The sequence below is a fragment of the Ruegeria sp. AA3 genome (genome assembly GCF_056542905.1).
On sequence record NZ_JBQGAQ010000002.1, the window covers coordinates 222,934 to 246,436 of the forward strand.

Here is a 23,503-nt window from a genome sequence, read left to right on the forward strand (position 1 = left end):
GTTATGGTAAAAAATTCACAAACCCGCTTCGTCTCTCCCAAGACATGGAACCGCATCGAGCAGTGGTCCCGCCGCAAACCCGTGTTTGCGCTCATGGGAGAATTCAGTGCAGGCAAATCGACGTTGATGAATTTCCTGCTACGCAAACAGGCACTGCCAACACAGGTCACAGCCACGCAGCTGCCGCCGATCTGGTTCAGCTGGGGCAATCGACCCGCTTATATCAAACGCCATGATGGCAGTACGCAAAATATCGAGTTGGATCAGCTTGACCAGGTTGGTGTCAACGACGCCCAGTTCATTCGCATCTTCCTTGAGGCCGATATTCTTGAGGCGGTCGACTTGATCGACACACCCGGCATTTCGGACCCGAAGATTTCGACGGATGTCTGGCAGCGTGCAGTTGGCCAAGCCAATGGTGTGTTGTGGTGCACCCACTCGACACAAGCCTGGCGCGAGACTGAACGTGCCACCTGGGTTTCGCTGCCGGAAAGGCTGCAGCATAAATCGCTGCTGCTGGTGACACGTGCGGATGCTTTGAATCAGAAAGACAGGCAAAAGGTCTTGCGCCGCGTAAATCGCGAAGCGGGTCATTTGTTCAATCGCACGATCCTGTTCTCGGCCCGTGATGCCATCATGGCCCGTGACAAAACCGGTGATGCCGAACTTTGGTCACGCAGCGGTGGTGGTAAGATGGTCGACAGTTTCCTGGAGATCACCGAGCAGATTATGGACAAGCGAGCGGATATGCTAGCCCGCTATCAAATTGATAATTCCCTGTCCGAAGCCCCAAAAGTGAGCCATTTGCATCCGGAAAGCCGAATGGAAGATGTGCCGTTGGTGCATCAGGATCCGCTGGCTGACAATCCGGCTGAAGCGAACAGTGATGTTGTCACAAGCTTTCCAATCCGCCCTGCCCGCGTCGAACGCCGCTCAGAAGAGGCTGAGCGCCCGCGAATTGACGTGGACGAGGCAGAACGGATGCGCGCCGAAATGACCTCTGAAGCAGAACCAGCTGATGAAGATCTGCGCTCTGTATTCTCAGAACAATCCGATGACCCGCTGGATCTGAACCTTTTGGCGAACCCGACCCATGACGTCGATGAGTTTGCTTTCATGGATGAAGAAGAGGACCAAGAGGATGCGGAGCTAATTATTCTCGGTCCCGAAGATGAACAAGATGCAACGGTAGAAGCCTCGACATCCGAGGAGACTTTGGTCGATGAGGAGAGCGCGGGTTCGGACATCGAAGTGTCTATCTCGTCGATTACGTCATTGCTTTCTGAGCAGTCTGAGGAATCTACAGAAGAATACGAGCCGGAACCGGAATCAAACTCACTCACGCCAGCCAAAGTGGTTGAATTGAGTGGCGAAGCGAAGTCGAATGAAGAAGCATCTGAAGAACAAGCAGCCGATCCAAGCGTTCTGCCTTCGGAATCGCCACTCAGCGCGTCTGCGATGTGGAGCGAGATCGTAGCGCGGGAAAGTCTGCCTGATGATGCCCAAGGCTTGAAAAGCGCTTTTGCTGCGTTTTTGTCCGAGTATGATCAGATTGCGCTGGAGCACACCGCTCGCAATAGCGAATCCAGCATGCGTCCGGTGTCGGAAGCGCGCAAAAACGGTGGAGCAGAATGGCATGCGATCTGAAACATTCTTTGAGGTGGATATCTGAATGTCGATAGAATCCGCCTTAGCCTCGGCCATCGAGACCATACCCGACTGCGTTGCAGCCGGGTATGTTGATATGGAAACAGGGATGCTGTTGGGCATTGATGCTGCAGACCGAGAGAGTTCAGATGCTTTAGAAAATCTGGCGCTTTCAGTTGCTAACCTGTTTCAAAGCCGGGGTACAAAAGGCTTTGAGGAATTGTTGCGCACGGCACAGATAGATGAAACGGAACACCCCGGATTTGGGGAAATCGCGGTGTTCGCCAATGATCGTATACATATCTTTCTGAGAACGCCGAAATACCCGGATCACGTGGTCTGCTATATCTGTCGCGACAGTGCGAATACCGGGCTTGCGCTTACAAAATCACATCTCAGCCTCAGCTCGGTGGCTGCTGCGGTATAGACGGAACCAGAGGGGGTTCACGGTATGATGGATGGCGAAATACTCGAATTGCTCGAAGAAATCGGGCAATCTTCGGTCGCGCGCTTATCTCCCGCAGTATATCTGTCGGGCGAAACTGCGAAGGCAAGACGAGGTGAGGTACTGAACGCTATTCGCGGCACGATCCTGCCAAGGAGGCTAGAGTTCAAGGCGGCCGACGGAGGAATGCTGGCGGTTGAAGTGAACAGCTCTCGGATCACCGATGTCTTTCGCTGTGCTTCGGGGCCTTTACCCGATTTTGAAACCGATGCGCGTGAAAACTTGACGGGCCGACTAGCCCAACTGGTTTCTGACATCGCGATCGCCCCCGGCCCTTTAGAGTTGATTTCGCTCAGACCGGATTCGGCGCTTGAAGCGGATGATGTGGGCATAACATTTTCTGAGGTAGAGGCGGCTTGCGGAAATATTGATCTACCGGATGAGCGGCGTATGACGATCGTTCCGGATGCCACCCCTGAACCTGAACCAGAAACGGATCAACAGAGCCCATCGGGGATAACTGATGCATTCTATGAAGGTTCTGAACGCTTTGCTTTGGGACGCTTTTTGATTAGCGATGAGGTCAAATTTGATGGGCTTTGTTCCGAAGGGCAGCCTACGCATCCAGACGAAAACCTTTTGGCGCGTTTCACCAAAGATCTCCTCGGCTGGCAAGCAGATGTATCTAACATACTGTCAGAGCCGCAATTGATCGTATTGCGACCGTCCGGGGGTCAAGGTGTTGGCCTTGCGATCCTGCGCGATGATGAGGACGTTGCAGCCGCGTTTCATGACACCCGTAAGCTGGGCGCTGCTGTCAACCTGTGGAAATCTTTGAAAAACGCCGTCGAATGACCGCGTTCCTGCCAAATAGTGTCCATTTTGCAAAGCTAGATGATAAATACGAGTTACCAGGGTAAATCTTATGAGTGAGTTAAACCGCCGCGAGCTTATTCGCATCGCAGAAGACATGAATGGGATGAGCAATGACGAAACACGTCATTTCATCTCACGCATTGTTGACGATCTGTCGAACCTCAAGCCTTCGATCGCCTTCGTAGGCCAGATCAAGGCTGGCAAATCTCGCTTGATCAATGGTTTCACCGGGCAGGCGGAATATCTACCCTCAGACGTGAACCCTTGGACAACTGTGATCACCGACATGCATTTCGGCCATCCATCCGGCAGGAAATCGGGTGCCGAATTTCACTTCTTCGACAATCGCCAATGGCAAGCTCTGATCGCTGAAGGCGAAGAGCTGCGCAATATGTTCCCGGACGAGGAAGACAGCTATAAACGCGAGATGATCGAAGAGCAGGTTGAGGCGATGAAAACCCGCGCCAAGCTGCGTCTTGGTGATAGCTACAAACACTTGTTGGGCCAGCATCACGATCTCGATGAACTAACATCAGACGATCTGGCACGTTATGTTTGTGCCGGAGATGACCCAACGGATGAAGGGGAACATGACCCCGGTTCGGACCGAGGTCTTTACAGCGATATCACCCGCAAGGCCGAAGTCTATTTTGACATCGGCCATTTCCCGTATCCGGTAACCGTTACCGATACACCGGGTGTCAATGACCCGCTGCTGATCCGCGAGGAAATTTCGCGCCAATACCTCAAGGAATCAGATTTCTTTGTGGTGGTGCTTTCGGCGCATCAGGCGTTGTCGCGCGCGGATCTGAAATTGTTCCGTTTGATGCAAGCGCTAGAGCTTGGTCAGATTGTGGTTTTCATCAACCGTGTCGATGAATTGGGCGGTGGTGCCGTGGATGCCACGAAGGTGCGCGCTGATGTGTTGGACGGGCTTGAGAATGCTTTAGGTAATTCGGATATCGATGTCCTGATGGGCAGTGCCCAATGGGCGCATTACGCTCTGACCGGTGATGAAACCGGCATTGACCACGATCAGATACTCGCTTGGCTTCGGGCTCATCCTGAACAGATGAAGCAATACCTGGATGGCGTCGAAGAGATCAAGCAAGGCCCCGGCCCTATCAGCCGCGAAGGCGTATTACGTTTTGCCGCAATGATCGCGTCGGGCCTGCCCGATTTGCGCCGCCATGTGACCAAAGCTCTGACGGAAGGCCCGCGTCAGGAACAACTCAATATGGCTTGGCAGCACCTCAACAGCTTTGCCCAGGGTGAGCTTGAGCGCAGCAACGCGAGGCTCCGTGCGATTGAGGAGCAGGACGGGCCTGACACGGCAAATGTTGAAGAGAATAACAAGACACTTACAGATCTGCGCGCGTTGATTGCAGAGAAATCCCGGGCGATCACCAACGACATGGATGACGTGCTGGCCAATCTGCGTGGCGTAATGGACGACACGGTTGCCGAGGCCGTTTCGATTGTCGTACGTGGTCCCGATGGCCAATCCCCTCTGTTGACCAAAGACGGTGATACCGAGTTGAATTTCACACCGCTGCGCGAGCGGATGCGAGAGCTTGTTCAGGGCGCGACTCAGGTGGTGCGTCAACGCATGCTTAGTGAGCTCTATGCGATCGACATGCAAAGCAATGCTGCCCTGCGTGCTCTGCCTGGTTGGCAGGAGCCGGTGGACAATCGCATGAATACCAGCGCGGTGCGTTGGTTCAGACCAGACACCAGTGCATTGACGCGGGGTATTACGGTCGAACTGCGTGTGACATGGCTATCGCGACTGATTTCGCGTCGCAGCGTTCTGAACCGGGCGGAAAGAATGATCGTACAGGAGTTCGAGATGATCGGTGACGATCTGGTGGATACCGCCAGAATCGATCTGATCGAGCGCATGCAAACGGTGCTGGATCACTATTTGGCACTACTTGCCGGGCATCTGGAACATCGCGCCGGAACCGACGATACAAATGCTCGTGCCGACGCTCAACGTGCGGTTGACCAGGCCCGCCGCATCAGCGATGAACTGGGTGCGGTACATGGAACCGCACCCGTGGACACTCGACAGGCAGAGGCCGCAGAATGATTGAATTCCCCGGAACCGAGAAGGAAGTGCGCCAGTTAGAGCGTTTCCTGACCGCAACTGAAAGCGCCCCTTCGTCGGTTGAGCTGGACGATATGCGTTCCCGCGCCTTGGCTCATGCCGAGCGGCTTTCGAACGCGGTGTCCATCGGTTTTGCCGGGGAATTTGGCGCCGGGAAGTCCAGCCTTGCGAACATGCTTGCAGGTGCTGACATTCTGCCCACCGGGCCGCAGCATCTGAAACTGCCACTGGTTATCGTCGCTTACGCTGATACACCTGAAACCACTGTTGGTTGGTGGGACAAAGAACCCAAGGTCTACTCAGGGATAGCGCTGGAAAAAGCCGCAGCTGACGAACCTGATTTCATCTCGGTCGGGTTGAATACCCCTGACCTACAAGAGATCTCCCTATTCGACCTGCCCGGTGCCGGTGCTTTGGATGATACATACAAGCAGACACTGGGATTGCTGGAGTATGTGGACTGCGCCATTTGGTGTACCAACGGAACCAACGCCTGGCGCGAAACTGAACGGCACTTGTGGGCGCAGGTGCCACAGAAGCTGCGCGATAACAGCTTGTTGGCCGTAACCCACGCCGACTTGCCTCCGGTTCGGGATTCACTGGATCGGGTTGTTGCCCGACTGAATAAAGAAAAAGGTGATCTGTTCCGTGCGGTTGTACCCATTGGCACCCCGGTTGCCGTGCGTGCAATGGAGCAGGAACCCGAGCCTGACTTTGATCTTTGGGAGACCTGTGGCGGCCAAAATTTGGCCGAACAGGTACTAAGTGTTGCGTCTGACCATCGACGCCATGATCTTGAAGCGGCTCAGAAGGACTTGGTCGAAGAATTTCTGCCTTATATGGAAGAACTCACGGGGGTTGAAGAAGAACGTGACGCTAAGGCTGATGGCTTTGCGGTCCAATCAAGCTTAGAAACCGCCCTGCCCCCTCTGGATAATCCAATTCTTGAAGATTGGCTTGCAGCCATAGCCAGTATCTACAACGACCTGCGTGAAAGCTCGGATATCGAGCCTGCGGCCTTTCTGCAAAGTTGTCAGGAAATTGTTGAGGATTTTGCCGAGAGGTTGGAATCCGGATCCGAAATCGACCCCGAGGCTGATTGGATTCCGGCTGAGTTCGAAAAGGCAACCGACCTGCTGTTGCTACTACAATTCGAGAGTGGCGATGCACCTCTCAAAGACGCGATCAGCATCCTTGCACAGCTTAGCGACAACCTTGCATGGGCCGGCAGCTCGGTCGCGTCTGCCCCTCCGAAAACCGGAACGTAAGGTTTTCCCGCAATAATTGAGCCGCAACGCAGCGATTCGAAAGGATCGGAATCACCGCGCTATTGTTTCGATTTCGTGGACCAAGCGCGGTTTTTGAAGATATAGAATCCGATTAACTCACCTTAGGAATACACTATATTGTATGCAAAGCGTTAGGCGCTTCTATATGTGCGATTTCTGAATTTTTGATCCTTAGTGAAGCCATCAGGTGGCCCAAATAAAGTCAAATTTGAAACGTCTAACCGTCTAAAGTGTCCTGCGGTTGTGTTTGGTTGTGAGTTCGCGGGCTAAAGCCCTGGTTATCTAAGCCGCAAAAAACGAGTAGAATGGGCGGGAAGAAATGAGCCACAACCAGGCTGTCGGCACAACGCACGACGAACCTCAGATCGAAGGATTGCAGCCAGGCGCGAAGCTGCTGCGCGGTCAGTATGAAATTCTCCGTTTTCTAAGCAACGGTGGATTTGGTATAACCTATCTCGCACGCGATAGTCTGGATCGCGATGTAGTCATCAAGGAATGCTATCCTGGCGCACTTTGTCAGCGGAATGGTGATCTGGTCGAAGCCGCCAACCCCGACCACAAAGATGACCTTCGCGCCATTATCGATCTGTTTATTCAGGAAGCGCGCAACCACGCGCGGCTAGTCCACCCAAACATTGTCGACGTGCATCAGGTGTTTGAAGACAACAACACCGCCTATATCGCTATGGACCTGATCCGTGGCTGCGATCTGTTGGACTATGTCGAAAATCCTGACAACAAAAGCGGGCCTGATTTCATCGTTCAGGTCACCGAAAAGATGCTTTCTGCGGTGTCGTTCATTCACCAAAGCGGCATGTTGCATCGCGACATATCGCCGGACAATATCCTGATTGACGAAAATGGCGAGCCGGTTCTGATCGACTTTGGCGCAGCACGCGAACAGGCAGCGAACAAATCGGCGGCCCTGTTGACGTTGCGCGTGATCAAGGATGGGTATTCACCACACGAATTTTACGTGCGTGGGGCGGAACAAGGGCCTAGCAGTGATCTTTATGTGCTTGCTGCAACCCTTTATCACGCGATTGGTGGCGAGCGGCCGATTGATGGTCAGACACGTCTGAACGCATTCAACAACGGACAAGACGACCCATACATCCCGCTAGCCGGACGTTTCAAAGGCTATCCCGATGGATTCCTTGAGGCGATTGATAAGGCGATGGAGGTTCACACCCCTGACCGCTTGCAAACCGCATTGGACTGGTTGCGCATGTTCCGTGGTCCCGGGGTGATGTTCGACAGTTTCGCCTACCGCCCGGTCTCGGTCATTGTAGGCATGGATCGTAAAGACGAGCAGGCCGAAAAAGAACGGATCAAAGCGGAAAGCGAGAATGCCGAAGCTGTTGTGACTGCCTTGCTTGCAGGGAATTCTGATCTGGCGCTTGGCAATGAGGAAAAATCCGAAGACGATCTCGCAAAATTTGCACCCAAAGACGAAGCCGTCGCAGCAGTAGATACTGTTATCAAAAGCGGTTCAGGTGGCAGTGGCAAGGTAATAGCAGGTGCCGTTGTCGTCGCGGCGGCGTTGGCAGCCGGTGGGTACTTCATGTTGTCAAGTGATCAGCCGACACATGAGGCAACTCAGGTAACACCCGACTCCATCGAGGCAACGCCGGAGCCGATCGAGCAGGCCGCAGTTTCCCAGACCGAACCGCTACAGGTTGAAACTATCTCGGCCACAGAGCCTGAGGTCGTAGTGGCAGACCCAGAAGATGCACAGGCAGAACCGGTTGTCGAAACAGAAACCAAACAGGAAGATCCTGTCGAGCAAACACAAGTGGCATCAGAGGCGCCCGCTGCAGTTGACGCGGAACCCGCTCCCTCAGATGAAGCCGAAGAGGCTGCGGTACAGACAGCACTGAACGATGAGAACACTTCAGAACCGGTGACTTTGGCGGAAAATCAAGTGGCCTTTGGACATTGGGATATTGAAGTACCCTTTGATATTTCCAAACGTCGCAGTGCGACAGGCAGTGTCATTGCGATCAATGATGTCGACGCGAACCTGAACACGGCTGTCATCGGCGACTGGGTGAAGCGTGGGACCACGATCTTTAGACTCAACAGCGAGCCGATCCGCCCGGACGCAACTCTGGTTTCACAGGTTCTGGATAATTTCTCGGTCGATCCGGACGGGTATATCCGTGTTGCGGCGCGCTATCGTGAACTGGGTCAGACGCGTGCACAAAACGGGCTTTTGGCACTGCCTGCTCACCGAATGTTTGGATTGCAGAACGGATACACTTTCAAAGCCCATCATGCAGGTGACGCGGGGTGGCAAACCGTTGTCGCCTCTGTCCCGGAGAACGGCGTGGGGGGCTTACAAAAAGGTGATGTTGTTCTGCGTGAAGCGCAGACAGGTACTACACTCGACCAGCCAGAAAGTCTTGATGACGTTCTCGCTGTTCTTGCTTCCGACAATCAGCCCCAGGCGCGCTTGATCATACTGCGCAATGGCGGAGAAGGCACTGCGGTTATGCAGCTAACGCAGGAGTAATTGAACCGGTTTATGTGAAAATCGCCAGTGTGTGTACTGGGGGCGGCATCTCCATCGTCGCCCCGTCGGGAACCGGACCGTCGCGAAGTAAGAGTTTCCCTGTTTCTTATTCAATAGTGCCTCTGCCCTTTTAGGCAGCGGTTAGTAGCCATCCTGCGGGCTGATCCCCGCAACAGAAAACAAAGAAGGTGTCGTCACCATGTTTAAATACAAAAGCCCTCTTAGCCGGCTTCTCGAGGGTGCCGGCAAACCGAAAGAAGATGAAGCGGTAGAAGCAGACGTAGTACAGGACGAAAAGCCTGAGCCAATTGCCGACTTCAACGCGCTGCGCGCTGCACTGGCTGGTGGCAACGTGAGCTCAGACAACTATGAAGAATCTGACGAATTGATCCCGGAAGAGCCTATGCCGGAGTTCGAAGAAGATCAGATCGTTGAAGAAATTGTGGAAGAAGAAGCGTCTGACTTGCAGGAAGCTGAAGACGAAGACGAGCAAATCGTGACGCTTCATCTCAGCACTGAGGATGAAGCCGAGGACGACAAGACACTCGCCGCCGTCGCGGAAATTGCGACTGCGGAGCCTGAGGAAGCCTTTGAAGCCCAAGCTGAGATAGAAGCAATTGCGGAGCCTGAGCCCGCACCCGAACCGGAGGCTGTCTCGGTTGTAGAAGTGACTGAACCTGATGCGCCAGCCGCGCCTGCAGAAGACCGGCGTTCGCGTGTGAAGACCACTTTCCTGGGCTTTGAGCGGGCAGACACGCATGTTCAGGACTTGATGGAAACATCCGAACCTGTCGCAAAGGCCGAGGCCGTGCAACAAACTTTCCCTGTCGGATGGTTGGTTGTAACCGCCGGTCCGGGCCGAGGTGCCGCAATCACATTAACCGAAGGGTTGATGCAGATTGGCCGGAACGATGATCAAGCTATTCAGCTGGACTTTGGCGATACCGGAATCTCGCGCAGCAACCATGCTGTTATCGCCTATGATCCTGAGGATCGGAAATGTTATCTGGGTCATGGTGGCAAGGCCAATCTGGTCCGTCTGAATGGCAAACCCGTGCTGAGCACCATTGCCCTGTCAAACGGAGACTCGATCCGCATCAGCGAGACATCGATCCGTTTCATGGCCTTCTGCGATGATGGCTTTGACTGGCGGGATGCCGATTAATGCTGGCGACCCCTGCATATGATATTGCCCTGATCCTGGACCAGGGTCAGCGCGACTCGCAGGAAGACGCGATTGCCGCACGGGTCTCTGATACGGCGGATGCAGGATATGTCGTCGTTGCCGATGGTATGGGTGGCCATGATGCAGGTGAAGTTGCCTCGCAGCTGATCATTTCTGCCTGGCGCGACGCGATGGATGCCCAGTTGGATGAGCCTGACCTTGTTCAGAGCGCACTGCTCGACGCTCTGCCGATGGCCGCAATGCAGGCTAACGCCGCAATCGCCAGCCATGGCGAAGAGAACAAGGTCAACTTGGGCTCTACCCTTCTGGGCATGCTGATGTTGGAACAGCGGATCTTTTGGATTTCGATCGGCGATAGCCCCTTGTATCTGTTTCGCGATGATACCCTGTCACAGATCAACGAGGACCACTCGATGGCCCCGATGATCGATGCGCAGATCGCGCAGGGTCTGCTCAGCGCAAAAGAGGCGCAGATGCATCCGGATCGCAACCAGCTGACCTCGGTCATCATGGGCGCTGCAATCCCGAAGGTTGATTGCCCGGAACAGCCTTTAGACCTGGTGTCGGCAGATATTCTGATCCTTGGCAGTGATGGACTGCAATATCTCGATAACACCGAGATCGAGACTTTGCTGCGCACTCATTATCAATCTCCGGCCCGCGATATCGCCGACGCGCTTCTTCAGGCGCTAAAGGCCAAAGCAGACCCGGATCAGGACAATATTTCAATCGCCGTGGTTAAACCGGCACAGACATGAACTAGGCAGAGAAACAGGAAAAAATGAGAAACCATCTTATCATATCCGGCCTCGCTCTAGCAGCCGCAACAGGGACGGCTTCGGCGCAAGAGGCATGTTCAACCTACGAGATCCAACGCGGCGATAGCCTACGGGAATTGGCGATCGCGGTGTATGCGACCGAAGACTATCGGCCAATATACGATGCAAACCGCGATGTAATTGGCTCGAACCCAAATATCATTCGTGTCGGTGATATTTTGACATTTCCCTGTCTGGAGGATTTGGGGCGTGAAGCTCTGGTTCCTGATACCGAGGCTGGTCGTATAGCGGCGGAAATGGCGGCGGAATTAGTTAAAGCAGCGGAAGAGCGCGCTGAAAAAGCCATTGCCGAAGCAGAGGCACGCGTGGCTGCTGCTGAGGCAGAAGCGCAAAAAGCAAGCCAAGATGCGGTAGTTGCTGCAAAAGAGGCGGCTTTGAAAGAAATCGAAGCCGCTCGTGCCGAAGGTGCAGCGCTGATCCGAGACGCAAAGGGTGGCGAGCGCCCGGAAGTTCGTGACCGTCAGATCTTGATGATCACAGGTGGCAACTATGCTCCGTTCACGGACGAGGCTTTACCAAATCGTGGGCTTTATACAAACCTCGTGGAAACAGCGATGCTGCGAGCCGCGCCCGAACAGCCGTATAAAATTCAGTTCGTGAATGACTGGTCTTCGCATCTCGATCTTCTGATGCCAACCCTTGCCTTTGATGCCACCTTCCCTTGGTCGCGTCCAAATTGCGAAGCGGCGGATGGTCTGTCTGAAAAGGACCGTACTCGGTGCGAAACCTATAACTTCTCGAACCCGTTCTACGAAGTTGTAGATACCTTCTTTGCGAAGGGCGGGTCGGGTTATGAACAGACTCTGACCTATTCGGATTTCGCAGGCGCCACGATCTGTCGACCAGAAGGCTGGTCGTTGTCACATATGGATGCGGTTGGTCTCTATGAGCCGGCGATCACCCTGATGCGGCCAGTATCGCCGGATGATTGTTTCCATGCGGTCATGGATGGCACCGCCGATATTGTCGCAATCGAAGCCCATTTGGCGGTCGAGGCAATTGGACGGCTCGGCTATGAGCATCAGATCATCGAAAACCCCAACCTGGCGGCAATCAAGTCGCTTAACGTCATGACCCACAAAGATAATCCAGATGGGGAAGCCGTCCTTGAGACGCTCAACCAGGGTCTGGCGATCATGCAGCAATCTGGCGAGTGGCGCGACATCGTATCAACGGCACTGCGCTATCAAATGGAAAATGGCTAAGGCCCCCGAAGGCCTGACAAAACAAAAGTCTGGAGGAAGTGGACATGTTTAACAAGAAACTGAAGAAAGCAGTACTGTCGGCAACAGCCCTCACCGCCCTGAGCGCAGGCGCAGCCGCCGCACAAGAGGCCTGCTCTAACTATACCGTTCAGGATGGTGACACACTGGCAACCATTGCCATCGCCGCCTATGGAACCTCGAACTATCAGCCGATATTCAACGCGAACCGCAACGCGATCACCAATCCAGGTTCGCTTGAAAATGGCTTGGTTCTGGCTTTGCCCTGTGAGGATGGCAGCCTGCCAAACGGCCAGAGCGCGCAAGAACTGATTGCTGCTGAAGAAAAGCGTGCAGCGAGTGTCAAACGCTCGAACGTTTATGCACCGCCGATCAAGATGGTCGCAGGCAACGGTTGGGAACCGTTCACAACAGAAGACCTGAGCGGCGGCGGCATCATGACCCGACTAGCTACAACAAGCCTCCAGCGTGCAGGCAACAGCCGCGACTTCTCGGTCAGCTTTGTAGATGACTGGAGTTCGCATCTGGACACACTGTTGCCATTGGGTGCGTTTGATATTTCGATCGCGTGGACTGTACCGGATTGTACCAACCGCTCTTATGAGTGGTCTGCAGAGACCGAAGCCCGCTGCACCCAATTTGTCGCTTCTGTTCCGGTATATGACATCGTCGGTGGCTTCTTCACTTTGCCTGAAAGCGAATACGCAAAGGCGACAGATTTCTCCGACCTTGAGGGCTCGACCGTTTGCCGTATGGCAGGCTGGAGCATGGTGGTGCTGGAAGAACAAGGGCTGAATCGCGAGAATACAACGGTTGTTCAGCCCAATTCGGCCCGAGATTGCCTTGATGCGGTATTGACCGGAACCGCAGATGTGGCCGCGTTCGAGGTCGACCTGTTCGCATCGACAATGAAAGACATGGGTTTGACTTCGGCTGACATCGTTGAAAACCCGTATGTATCCACTCTGTCGTCGATGAGTTTCCTCGCACATCGCACCAACCCGTTCGCACGCGAATACATTGCGATGATGAACAAGGGTCTGATTGAGATGCGTGAATCCGGCGAATGGTATGCGATTATCTCGGACACGCTGCGCGAACAGAACGAAAAGCTAAACGCGGCATCCAACTAATCCCTCGGTCGATACGACCATTTTGGGCCGGTCTTCTGACCGGCCTTTTTTTTATCAGGTCATTACTGACGAAAGAGAGTAGTAGAGCGCAAGAACCACAAGGCGAAGAATCACGGGTCGAAAACAGTGTATTGGGCTTAAAGCGCAGACATAATGCTAACAAAAAACACTTTTTGCTAATAAAAAGCAGCTTCCTACGGGAATCCCCCAATATTCAGCGCGAGTAATAAGCGTAGGATTAACTCAACTGCACCGGTGAGGCGATAGCCCCACCACTCACTCAGAAAAGGGCTGGCTATGGGGGTCGGCCCTTTTCTTATTCTGGAAACAAAGAACCGGCCCGCAATGGGGCCGGTAGATTTTTTGGGCATCGGTGCCTGAACCGCGCTTAATCAATAAGCGCGTTCAACGTCGCACTTGGCCGCATCACGGCTGCCGCTTTGGCGGGATCGGTGTGATAATAACCACCCAAATCCGCAGGAGCGCCTTGGGCCGCTGCCAGCTCTGCCAGAATCTGTTCTTCCTTGTCTGCCAGTTCTTTTGCAAGCGGTCCAAACTCGGCGGCAAGATCAGCATCATCGGATTGCGCAGCCAGAGCATCGGCCCAGTAGCGGGCGAACCAATAGTGGCTATCGCGGTTGTCCGGCTGACCAACCTTACGACTGGGCGACTTGTTGTTGTCCAGAATGCCCTGTGTCGCCGCTTCGGCAGCCGCACCCAGCACGCCCGCTTTGGCGTTGCCCTTACTGTCTGCCAGGAAGTTCAGAGACTCTCCGAGTGCACAGAACTCCCCCATTGAGTCCCAGCGCAGGTGGTTTTCTTCGACCAACTGCTGCACGTGCTTCGGAGCCGAACCGCCCGCGCCGGTCTCAAACAGACCACCGCCATTCATCAATTTAACAATCGACAGCATCTTGGCTGACGTACCGAGCTCCAGAATTGGGAACAGATCGGTCAGGTAGTCCCGCAACACGTTGCCAGTGATGGCGATGCTGTCCTTGCCTGCCGTGATGGTTTCCAGCGATTGGCGGGTCGCCTCGCGTGGGGTCATGATCAGGAACTTGTCAGCCACGCCTGCGGCCTCAAGCGCCGGTTTAACGTATTTGATTAGCTCGGCGTCATGGGCGCGGTTGGCATCTAGCCAGAAGATGGCCTCGGAACCAGTCAGGCGCTGACGGTCCATCGCCAGTTGGATCCAGTTCTCGATCGGAGCTTTCTTGACGGTACAGGCGCGCCAGATGTCACCCTTTTCAACTGCATGCTCATGCAGCGTTTCGCCATTGGCCAGCACGATACGGATGGTTCCATCTGCGGGTGCTTCGAACGTCGTCGGGTGCGATCCGTATTCCTCGGCTTTCTGCGCCATCAGTCCAACGTTGGCGACGGCACCAGCGGTGGCTGGGTTCAATGCGCCATTGGATTTGAAAAATTTGATGGCCTCATCATACACCGGTGCATAGCAACGGTCAGGGATCACGCAGTTGGTATCGCCCTTGGCACCAGCTTCGTCCCAACCTTTGCCGCCTGCGCGGATCACGGCGGGCATCGACGCGTCAATGATCACATCTGACGGCACATGCAGGTTGGTGATGCCGCGATCAGAGTCCACCATGTACATCGAAGGGCGATCTCCTTTGATCGCGTCGATTGCAGCTACGATTTCCGCGTTGCCCTGAACCCGATCAAGCAGATCGCCGAGCCCTGAGTTCGGATTTACACCTAACGCCTCCAGCTCTGCTCCGAATTTTTCGAAAACCGGTGCGAGCCACGCCCTGACTGCATAGCCGAAGATAATCGGGTCGCTGACCTTCATCATCGTAGCCTTCATGTGCAGCGAGAACATGGTCCCGTCTTTCTTGGTATCTTCGATGGCATCTACAAGGAAGGAGGACAGAACCTTGACCGACATAAAAGTTGCATCCGCCACGGTACCTTCAGCCAGCGGCCATCCGTCTTTCAGAACTGTTACCCCGCCGTCTTTACCGACGAATTCAATCTTTGCATCGCCAGCCTGCGCTGCCGTGATAGTTGCCGATTTCTCGTTGGCGTAAAAGTCGTTGCCTGACATCGACGAAACTTTGGTCTTGCTGTCAGCGTTCCATTCCCCCATCAAATGCGGGTTTTTCTGCGCATAATTCTTTACGGCACGTGCAGCACGGCGGTCGCTGTTGCCTTCCCGTAGCACAGGGTTCACAGCTGATCCTTTGATGGCGTCATACCGCGCGCGGATTGCCTTTTCTTCATCTGTCGAAGGCTCTTCAGGATAGTTTGGAATGTTGTAGCCCTGCGACTGCAGCTCTTCGATGGCAGCCACCAATTGCGGTACCGAGGCCGAGATGTTCGGCAGTTTGATCACATTTGCATCTGGAGTTTTCACCAACTCGCCCAATGCAGCTAGGTCATCAGTGATGCGTTGTTCGTCTGTCAGGTTCTCGGGGAAGGTCGCGATAATACGCCCGGCAAGCGAAATGTCTTTGGTACCGACGCTGACACCAGCGGCTGATGCAAACTTGCGGATGATGGGCAGGAACGAGGCGCTCGCCAGTTCAGGCGCTTCGTCTACAATGGTATACAATACGTCGAAGTTCGATTTTTCTGCCATATTCCCTTACCTTTTTTAAGCCTTTCTGGGGCGTGCGATCCAAGAGTATGTGCCGCTGTAGTTTTGGCACCGAGCCGTAACGGGACACGACGGCCCCACGGGTGACTCTGATTTGACAGGGCCTCCAATAAATGAGGATTGGCTTAGGATCAATCGAATACAGAGGCGCAAATTGACACGGGCCTTAATGCCTTTTGCTGATGCCTATTTTTCACTCATCCGGGAAACGGATTTCAAACTGCGTACCTCTATCGGAAGGGATCAGCGCAATATGCCCGCCATGCGCGTTCATCAGATTAGCGACGATAGTCAATCCCATACCGGTCCCTCCCCGTTCGCGGGCTGTGGTGAAGAACGGATTGAAGATATGATCCCGGTTCCAATCGGATATGCCAGGTCCATCATCCTGAATTATCAACCGTTCGGCTTCCGCCGTCAGGGCCACCCGCCCTGCCCCGTGTCGGCGGGCATTGTCTAACAGTTGGTTCAACACAATCCACAGGCCAGAAGAGGCAAGAGGAAGGGTCCGCTCGCACCCTTCAACGCTGATATCCAGTTCGGGAAATGACGTACGCATTTTGTGGGCAAGTCCAGCGATCGTGGATGTTCCATGGTGTTCAGGCACCCTTGCCTGGGCAACACGATTCAAGGCGGCAAGCTGCATTTGCATTTGATCGCTTGCGCCCAGTATCTGGCGTAACAATGTGCGATCCTGATCTGTAAGTGCATCGGCTTCCGTCAATAACTCTCCTGCAGCGCGGATTGCTGTGACCGGGGTTTTCAGCTCATGCGTGACGTGATCTGCAAACCCACGGATCGAAGCTTCGCGCCGTTGTAAAGTATCTGCCATACTCAGCACCGAACCGGCGAGGCGAGACAGTTCCTGCGTTCCAAAGTGATCAGGTGGCTCGGCGGGCTGACCCTGTTCCACCGCACTTGAATAAGAAGCGAGCGCCGAAATCGGTCGTAGTAATAGCCGGACCATTAGATACCCAAGCACTCCGGTCGCGCAGCCGATCAGGACCGCCAGAAGGCCTGCAGCATTGCGAAACCCGATTTCAGGTCCAAGGTAGCGCAAAGCGATCAGACCCAGCAGAGACAAAACGAGCGTACCTGCCAGACCTCCGCCAAGAACAAATCCCAATGAAGGACGCCACTTGCGCCTTAACCCGGCCATGTGCCCATCCGTAACCCGATTCCGTGCACGGTCTCGATGGCCCCGATCCAGCCTTGATCCCCAAGCTTGCGGCGAAGATTCCTTAGATGACTGTCCAGTGTGCGGTCGGCTACGGCGCTACCTGCGCCATAGATCGCATCGATCAATTGAGGGCGCGAGACTATAGCCTCGGGTGTTTGCATCAATCGGCGCAGGATTGACAACTCGGTTGCGGTCAACGCGAGTATAGACCCATCAACCCAAACCGAATGGCCGGAAACATCCAACTCTACAGGGCCATGCCGAAGATTCTTGGTCGAGCCTTCTGCGGTACTGCGTTTGAGGATGGCTTTGATCCGCGCAACCAGTTCGCGCGGGCTGAAAGGTTTGGTGACGTAATCGTCGGCCCCCAGTTCAAGACCCAAAATTCGGTCTATCTCATCATCGCGTGCGGTCAGGAACAGGATCGGTACGTCAGAACGCGCCCGCAGGCGACGACAGACCTCAAGTCCGTCAAGCTCGGGCAAGCCGACGTCCAGCACAACCAGATCAGGCGCTTCCCGTATCGCATGGGTCAGCGCCATCTGACCGTCTCGCGCTGTGACCGTCTGATAGCCTGCCCGCTCGAGCGTGATCGAAACCAACTCGCGCAGGCGCGGATCATCATCCACGACGAGGATTTTCATCAACCTTCTCCGGCAATGTTTCGGCGTTCAGATTACGGATCACCCGATCTGCGCGAAAGCCCCAATTCCTCCAATTGTCGATGACCGGAGGGGTTGCGCAATCCCGCAGTCGGCTGTCTTTCATTAATTCGGCCGCAGCCATATGATTGAGCTGGCATGCGTAGTAGAAATCAAACCGAACCGGATGCTCAATATTCCAGCGGGCAATCAATGCGGCGAAATTTACAAAACAGCACGCATAGAGCACGATAATCCCCAAAGCTGTTGATCGGACCATTAGCCACCGGTTCGATTTGCCTTTCAGAATTTGCCATCCGGTCAGGCTCAATCCCACTACAACAAGCACCATCCAGATCGCAGCGTGAACCCGTAGGTAGGTCAACCCGTAGGATTCCACATATAGCGATAAGCGCATCATGGAAGCGATCACCAGCAGCACGTTCTGCGCAAGCCATAACATCATCCATCTTGTCAGCCCTGACCTCTCGTTCAAAAAAGGCCGTGCAACCAGCGCAAACGCACCTGCAAGCAAGGCCGTTGCCAGCAACGGATAGGCGCCGCGATGCGCATATTCCGCATAGCTCATCCCTTTGGGAAGTTCCGCGCTACCCCACAGATACACGACATCCATACCGGTTTGGATCGCCAGAAGCATGTTGAATGTGATCAGTGCGTTGGCAACAGACTGTGCGTTCACGCCAAACGCTGGAAAGCCGCGCCTCTGCTTGGGTCCTAACCGCGGGGATAGCAATTCTGGTTGTCGGACAACCGCGAGGATCGGCCAGATGAGTATTGCGACTCCGAACCAAAACAACAGCCGATCGAAGCGCAGATCAAAACGCCATATCCGATCACTCCATTCCGATAAGACTGGATTGGCTGATATTATCAGAGAGGCCAGAACCAAAGCCCCACCAACAGGAAAGCTCCACTCACGCAAAATGCGATGCGCTATCCTTTGGTCCTTAGATACAGAATGACTGTATTTAGCCGCCTCAAGCCCTTGTCTGATCGACAGCAAAGGATATTGGGACAGAAATCGGCGCACCGAGGTCCCCTGACATTGCCCCGACACGGCCCAACATAACGCCACGGTCGATCCGCCCAGCAAGAAGGCCAAGGACAAGGCCTGAACATATTCCACGACCGGCAATATGCTGAGGACCAAAAGCACTGCCGGTCCCGTCATACCAGCACGGCGGCCCAGCAATACCCAAACAACTCCGGCAACCGCGAGCGTATAGGCCGCTAAAGAAATGCCGGGCGCATGTTCGAAAAACAATACATCTGCTAGTGCAACCAGAATGACCAATCCGACGGTGGCATCGCGATTACCTGGTCCCGTTGTGCCATCTTGTTTGCTCGGATTCTTGTAAGCGGCGTCAAGCCACCAACTATCCTGTAAAACCGACGCAGGAACACCGCGCACGATGAACTGTCCCATATTACTGCTCCTTGTTTATGCTGGCCCTATTTGGCCCACTTGGGTGCAGATCACCGCGCAGCGGTCGTGCAGATTTTGTGCAGAGACGTTTTTTCCCAGATCAAGTCCTCTTTCCCTTGCACCTTTAGCTGGCTAAGACGGTTTTCCAACCGTAAGTCAGGAGACCCCTTTGGACCGTATCGCCCGCACCATCGCCACCGAAATCAAAGCACGTCCTGAACAGGTTGGGGCCGCCGTTCGATTGTTGGACGAAGGAGCGACCGTGCCCTTTGTCGCCCGCTATCGGAAGGAAGTGACGGGTGGCTTGGACGATACACAACTGCGCACTCTGTCCGACCGCTTAACTTATCTGCGCGATCTTGAGGCCCGACGCGAGACGATTCTGGCCTCGATCAAAGATCAGGGGAAACTGACGGATAATTTGGTGAAATCGATTGTCCAGGCCGAGACCAAGGCGCAACTGGAAGACATTTATCTTCCCTACAAGCCGAAGCGTCGGACCAAGGCGATGATTGCCCGTGAGAATGGCTTGGAACCGCTGGCCGATGCCATTCTGACTGACCGTTTAGCGGAGCCAGAGGGCTTGGCCGAGAAGTATCTGAATGAGGCCATTCCCACGGCCAGAGACGCCCTGAATGGCGCACGTGACATCATCACGGAACGACTGACCGAGAACGCTGTACTGTTGGGAGAACTGCGCAACTTCATGCAACGCGAAGCGCTGCTGAGTGCGAAAGTTGTCGAGGGAAAAGAACAGGAGGGCGCTAAGTTCAGTGATTACTTCGATCACTCGGAGCTTTGGTCGAAGACCCCATCGCATCGGGCGCTCGCAATGTTGCGTGCCTCAAAGGAAGGTATCGTAACACTCGATATCGCGCCGGAACCCGAGGCAGGGGCTGCACGGGCCGAGGCCATGGTGGCGGCTCATCTGAACACTCGCGGTGATACGCCGGGAGATAAATGGCTGCGCAAGGTCGCGGGCTGGACATGGCGGGTCAAGCTGTCGCTGTCGATGATGGTCGAGTTGATGGCTGACCTGCGCAGCCGCGCGCAGGACGAGGCAATCCAGGTGTTTTCGCGCAACCTCAAAGACCTGTTGTTTGCAGCTCCGGCAGGCGCACGCCCGACGCTGGGGTTGGATCCCGGCATACGCACTGGGATCAAGGCAGCCGTAGTGGATGCAACCGGCAAGGTGGTTGCAACGGATACACTCTATCCTTTTCAGCCCAAGAACGACCTGCGAGGTGCGCAAGCTGCGATCCTGAAACTCATCGCCGCCCATAAGATCGAGCTTATTGCCATTGGCAACGGCACAGCCAGCCGCGAGACCGAACGTTTGGTGGCAGACACGTTGTCGCTGTTGCCCAACACGGTTAAAGCGCCCACCAAGGTCGTTGTGTCCGAAGCCGGAGCTTCAGTCTACTCCGCCTCCGAACTTGCTGCGCGTGAATTTCCTGATCTTGACGTTTCGCTGCGTGGGGCGGTTTCGATCGCACGCCGCCTGCAAGACCCGCTGGCCGAACTGGTCAAGATTGAGCCAAAAAGCATCGGGGTTGGTCAGTACCAGCATGATGTCGATCAGCACCGTTTGTCGCAATCGCTGGAATCAGTGATCGAAGATGTGGTGAACGCAGTGGGTGTGGACCTAAACACTGCATCGGCACCGCTTCTCTCACATGTCTCAGGTCTTGGCCCGGGTTTGGCTGATGCGATCGTAAGCCATCGGGATATCCACGGTGCCTTCGCGTCTCGTCAGGATTTGTTGAAGGTGGCCCGCCTTGGCCCGCGCGCCTTCGAGCAATGTGCAGGATTCTTGCGTATCCGGGATGGATCAGAACCTTTGGATGCGTCTTCGGTTCACCCCGAAGCCTATGATGTCGCCCGTCGGGTGGTAGCGGCCTGCGGGCGCGATATTCGCCAGATCATGGGGCACGACGGTGCCTTGAAAGGCCTGCGCGCCGAACAGTTTGTGAACGACAATTTCGGTTTACCCACGGTGCGAGACATATTCACCGAACTTGAAAAGCCAGGCCGAGACCCCCGGCCAAGTTTCAAAACCGCATCCTTTACCGATGGTGTTGAAGAGATCACAGACCTGAAACCTGGCATGGTTTTAGAAGGTACCGTTACCAATGTGGCCGCCTTCGGCGCATTTGTTGACATCGGTGTGCATCAGGACGGGTTGGTTCATGTCAGCCAACTGGCCGATCGGTTCGTAAAAGATCCGCATGAAGTGGTTAAGACAGGGCAGGTTGTCAAAGTCAGGGTGGTTGAGGTCGACGTACCTCGTAAACGCATTGGGTTGACCATGCGGAAGGATGGTGGAGCTTCTGCCCGTGAGGACAATGCGCTTCGTGGCAAGGGCAAACCCGCGCGACCAGTCAAGCCGGGGGAACAGCGGCGCGGACATGGGGGCCAGTGCACCCAGAATGGTGCTTTTGGTGACGCCCTCAGAGACGCCTTCAACAAACGTTAGGTTGCAACCCCTGCACAAGGCAACTAGGCGGCGTGTTCCTCACGGCATACCAGTCAACTGATCCCCAGCAGAGCCGAGGACAAAATGGGGCGCTAACATTCGGGTGTTGCAACTCGGGCGATGATCTGGATGATGCTGATCCATGATGGCCGACAAATTCGGCCAACCGCATGAAAATGCGGTCACAACAAAAAATGGGGAGACGACTTATGTCATTCAAAACTCTGATGCTTGCCGCCAGCGCAACAGCGATTATCGCGGCGGGTGCTTCGGCGGAAACGCTGCGTTGGGCGCGTGCCGGTGATGCACTGACGCTGGACCCGCACGCGCAGAACGAGGGTCCAACTTCGGCCATGGCGCACCAGATCATGGAAACTCTGGTGATGCGTGATCATTCCGGTGCACTAGTACCCTCTCTGGCAACTGAATGGGCGCCGTCCGAAGACAACCCGAACGTCTGGGTATTTAAACTGCGCGAAGGCGTCACGTTTCACGATGGGGCCGAGTTTGACAGCGATGACGTTGTATTCTCGCTAAACCGCGCCATGACGCCGGATTCCGATTACAAGGAACTGCTTGCTTCGGTGAAAGAGGTGCGTGCACCCGACAAGTTCACGGTTGAAATCGAAACTGATGGCCCAAACCCGATCATGCCCAACAACCTGACCAACATGTTCATGATGGACAAGGATTGGGCTGAGGCAAACAATGCCGTCAAGGTGCAGGACTATGAAGGCGGTGAGGATACCTTTGCAGCTAAGAATGCCAATGGCACCGGACCTTACAAGCTGGTTAGCCGCGAACCGGACGTGAAAACCGTTCTGACTGCCAACGAGAACTACTGGGGCAAGGATGAATTCCCGCTTCAAGTGACCGAGATCGTCTACACCCCAATCCAGAACGCCGCGACACGCGTCGCCGCCTTGTTGTCGGGTGAAGTGGATTTCATTCAGGACGTGCCGGTGCAGGATCTTGAGCGTGTCGCCGGAACTGATGGGCTGGATGTACGGACAGCACCACAGAACCGGGTGATCTTCTTTGGTATGAACATGGGTGACGCCGATCTGACCTCGGACAATGTGGATGGTAAAAATCCGCTGGCTGATGTCCGAGTTCGTCAGGCGATGTCGAAAGCGATCAATCGTGATGCGATCAAACAGGTCGTGATGCGTGGCCAGTCTGCTCCTGCAGGCATGATCTCACCTCCGTTTGTGAATGGTTGGGACGCAGATATGGACGCATCTTCTTCAACCGATATCGAAGGGGCCAAGGCGCTGATGGCCGAAGCGGGCTATCCTGATGGATTCTCGCTGACCCTGAACTGCCCGAATGATCGCTACATCAATGATGAGGCAATCTGTCAGGCGGCGGTTGGCATGCTGGCCCAGATCGGGGTCACCGTGAACCTAGACGCCAAACCGAAGGCGCAGCACTTCCCGCTGATCAACAATCTGGAGACAGACTTCTACATGCTGGGTTGGGGTGTTCCGACATATGACTCGGAATACATCTTCAACTTCTTGGTGCACTCGAAGGGTGAGAAGTATGGCTCTTGGAACGGCACGCGGTACTCCAACCCTGATTTGGATGCCAAGATCGTAGCCCTGGCCTCGGAAACCGATCTGCCCGCGCGCGATCAGCAGATCGGAGACATCTGGCAAGTTGTTCAGGACGAGCAGCTGTATATCCCGATCCACCACCAGGTATTGAACTGGGGTATGAAATCGGGTGTCGGCACCATCGTTGAACCGGAAGATTCACCGAAGATCAAATACTTCGAGATGAACTAAACCATCCATTTGGATGTTGATCAGGGCGCGTTTTCGCGCCCTGTTCTTGTTTGCACCGCAGGTAACGGGACTGTGATCTCAAACCG

The 23,503-nt window shown here is 54.8% G+C and carries 16 protein-coding genes; 12 read left to right on the plus strand and 4 right to left on the minus strand.

Annotation, left to right across the window (positions count from 1 at the left end; translation table 11 throughout):
- The first annotated feature begins 3 nt into the window (after positions 1 to 3).
- From ACR0JR_RS05600 to ACR0JR_RS05645, 10 genes are all read left to right on the plus strand, one after another.
- The gene (locus tag ACR0JR_RS05600) at positions 4 to 1,647 is read left to right on the plus strand and encodes a dynamin family protein (RefSeq protein ID WP_480455350.1); all 1,644 of its coding nucleotides are present in this window, start codon (positions 4 to 6) and stop codon (positions 1,645 to 1,647) included.
- A gap of 25 nt (positions 1,648 to 1,672) precedes the next feature.
- The gene (locus tag ACR0JR_RS05605) at positions 1,673 to 2,074 is read left to right on the plus strand and encodes a hypothetical protein (protein WP_010441394.1); all 402 of its coding nucleotides are present in this window, start codon (positions 1,673 to 1,675) and stop codon (positions 2,072 to 2,074) included.
- A 24-nt stretch (positions 2,075 to 2,098) separates the two neighbouring features.
- Positions 2,099 to 2,947, plus strand: a complete 849-nt coding sequence (locus tag ACR0JR_RS05610; protein WP_480455351.1) for a hypothetical protein — start codon at positions 2,099 to 2,101, stop codon at positions 2,945 to 2,947.
- A gap of 70 nt (positions 2,948 to 3,017) precedes the next feature.
- Entirely contained in the window at positions 3,018 to 5,060 is a 2,043-nt protein-coding gene (locus ACR0JR_RS05615) for a dynamin family protein (RefSeq protein WP_480455352.1), read from the plus strand.
- A complete protein-coding gene (locus tag ACR0JR_RS05620; protein WP_480455353.1) occupies positions 5,057 to 6,346 on the plus strand; it encodes a dynamin family protein in 1,290 nt (429 codons plus the stop codon). The genes ACR0JR_RS05615 and ACR0JR_RS05620 overlap by 4 nt, the downstream gene beginning before the upstream one ends.
- Before the next feature lie 340 nt (positions 6,347 to 6,686).
- Positions 6,687 to 8,882: a serine/threonine protein kinase gene (locus tag ACR0JR_RS05625; RefSeq protein WP_480455354.1), complete on the plus strand. Its 2,196-nt coding sequence runs from the start codon at positions 6,687 to 6,689 to the stop codon at positions 8,880 to 8,882.
- Between the two features lie 199 nt (positions 8,883 to 9,081).
- Positions 9,082 to 10,047 (plus strand): FHA domain-containing protein, encoded by a 966-nt coding sequence (locus ACR0JR_RS05630; protein WP_480455355.1) that lies wholly within the window; start codon positions 9,082 to 9,084, stop codon positions 10,045 to 10,047.
- A complete protein-coding gene (locus ACR0JR_RS05635; protein ID WP_170780407.1) occupies positions 10,047 to 10,826 on the plus strand; it encodes a protein phosphatase 2C domain-containing protein in 780 nt (259 codons plus the stop codon). Before ACR0JR_RS05630 ends, ACR0JR_RS05635 begins: the two co-directional genes overlap by 1 nt.
- A gap of 23 nt (positions 10,827 to 10,849) precedes the next feature.
- Positions 10,850 to 12,112, plus strand: a complete 1,263-nt coding sequence (locus ACR0JR_RS05640) for a transporter substrate-binding domain-containing protein (RefSeq protein ID WP_170780408.1) — start codon at positions 10,850 to 10,852, stop codon at positions 12,110 to 12,112.
- Positions 12,113 to 12,156: 44 nt separating this feature from the next.
- Positions 12,157 to 13,263, plus strand: a complete 1,107-nt coding sequence (locus ACR0JR_RS05645; RefSeq protein WP_170780409.1) for a transporter substrate-binding domain-containing protein — start codon at positions 12,157 to 12,159, stop codon at positions 13,261 to 13,263.
- 388 nt (positions 13,264 to 13,651) lie between these two features.
- On the opposite strand, the gene ACR0JR_RS05650 is transcribed toward ACR0JR_RS05645, so the two are convergent.
- The 4 genes from ACR0JR_RS05650 to ACR0JR_RS05665 all read right to left on the minus strand — a co-directional run bounded on the left by ACR0JR_RS05650 (position 13,652) and on the right by ACR0JR_RS05665 (position 19,151).
- A complete protein-coding gene (locus tag ACR0JR_RS05650) occupies positions 13,652 to 15,865 on the minus strand; it encodes an NADP-dependent isocitrate dehydrogenase (protein ID WP_480455356.1) in 2,214 nt (737 codons plus the stop codon).
- Positions 15,866 to 16,076: 211 nt separating this feature from the next.
- Positions 16,077 to 17,042: a sensor histidine kinase gene (locus tag ACR0JR_RS05655; protein WP_480455357.1), complete on the minus strand. Its 966-nt coding sequence runs from the start codon at positions 17,040 to 17,042 to the stop codon at positions 16,077 to 16,079.
- Positions 17,030 to 17,707, minus strand: coding sequence for a response regulator transcription factor (locus ACR0JR_RS05660; protein ID WP_480455358.1), 678 nt, complete (start codon positions 17,705 to 17,707; stop codon positions 17,030 to 17,032). The genes ACR0JR_RS05655 and ACR0JR_RS05660 overlap by 13 nt, the downstream gene beginning before the upstream one ends.
- Positions 17,685 to 19,151 (minus strand): DUF4153 domain-containing protein, encoded by a 1,467-nt coding sequence (locus tag ACR0JR_RS05665; RefSeq protein WP_480455360.1) that lies wholly within the window; start codon positions 19,149 to 19,151, stop codon positions 17,685 to 17,687. The genes ACR0JR_RS05660 and ACR0JR_RS05665 overlap by 23 nt, the downstream gene beginning before the upstream one ends.
- 169 nt (positions 19,152 to 19,320) lie before the next feature.
- Here ACR0JR_RS05665 and ACR0JR_RS05670 point away from each other — a divergent pair, with 169 nt between their 5' ends.
- Positions 19,321 to 21,627 carry a Tex family protein gene (locus tag ACR0JR_RS05670; protein WP_480455361.1) on the plus strand — a complete coding sequence of 769 codons (2,307 nt, stop codon included), beginning with the start codon at positions 19,321 to 19,323 and terminating at the stop codon, positions 21,625 to 21,627.
- A gap of 209 nt (positions 21,628 to 21,836) precedes the next feature.
- Positions 21,837 to 23,417, plus strand: a complete 1,581-nt coding sequence (locus ACR0JR_RS05675) for an ABC transporter substrate-binding protein (RefSeq protein ID WP_480455362.1) — start codon at positions 21,837 to 21,839, stop codon at positions 23,415 to 23,417.
- Positions 23,418 to 23,503: the final 86 nt, after the last annotated feature.

Bases quoted from the DNA above. Each gene is read 5' to 3' on its own strand.
- ACR0JR_RS05650 (WP_480455356.1), bottom strand. From the start codon at position 15,865: ATGGCAGAAAAATCGAACTTCGACGTATTGTATACCATTGTAGACGAA.
- ACR0JR_RS05655 (WP_480455357.1), bottom strand. From the start codon at position 17,042: ATGGCCGGGTTAAGGCGCAAGTGGCGTCCTTCATTGGGATTTGTTCTT.
- ACR0JR_RS05640 (WP_170780408.1), top strand. From the start codon at position 10,850: ATGAGAAACCATCTTATCATATCCGGCCTCGCTCTAGCAGCCGCAACA.
- ACR0JR_RS05610 (WP_480455351.1), top strand. From the start codon at position 2,099: ATGATGGATGGCGAAATACTCGAATTGCTCGAAGAAATCGGGCAATCT.
- ACR0JR_RS05675 (WP_480455362.1), top strand. From the start codon at position 21,837: ATGTCATTCAAAACTCTGATGCTTGCCGCCAGCGCAACAGCGATTATC.
- ACR0JR_RS05605 (WP_010441394.1), top strand. From the start codon at position 1,673: ATGTCGATAGAATCCGCCTTAGCCTCGGCCATCGAGACCATACCCGAC.
- ACR0JR_RS05665 (WP_480455360.1), bottom strand. From the start codon at position 19,151: ATGGGACAGTTCATCGTGCGCGGTGTTCCTGCGTCGGTTTTACAGGAT.
- ACR0JR_RS05600 (WP_480455350.1), top strand. From the start codon at position 4: ATGGTAAAAAATTCACAAACCCGCTTCGTCTCTCCCAAGACATGGAAC.
- ACR0JR_RS05630 (WP_480455355.1), top strand. From the start codon at position 9,082: ATGTTTAAATACAAAAGCCCTCTTAGCCGGCTTCTCGAGGGTGCCGGC.
- ACR0JR_RS05635 (WP_170780407.1), top strand. From the start codon at position 10,047: ATGCTGGCGACCCCTGCATATGATATTGCCCTGATCCTGGACCAGGGT.
- ACR0JR_RS05620 (WP_480455353.1), top strand. From the start codon at position 5,057: ATGATTGAATTCCCCGGAACCGAGAAGGAAGTGCGCCAGTTAGAGCGT.
- ACR0JR_RS05615 (WP_480455352.1), top strand. From the start codon at position 3,018: ATGAGTGAGTTAAACCGCCGCGAGCTTATTCGCATCGCAGAAGACATG.
- ACR0JR_RS05645 (WP_170780409.1), top strand. From the start codon at position 12,157: ATGTTTAACAAGAAACTGAAGAAAGCAGTACTGTCGGCAACAGCCCTC.
- ACR0JR_RS05660 (WP_480455358.1), bottom strand. From the start codon at position 17,707: ATGAAAATCCTCGTCGTGGATGATGATCCGCGCCTGCGCGAGTTGGTT.
- ACR0JR_RS05625 (WP_480455354.1), top strand. From the start codon at position 6,687: ATGAGCCACAACCAGGCTGTCGGCACAACGCACGACGAACCTCAGATC.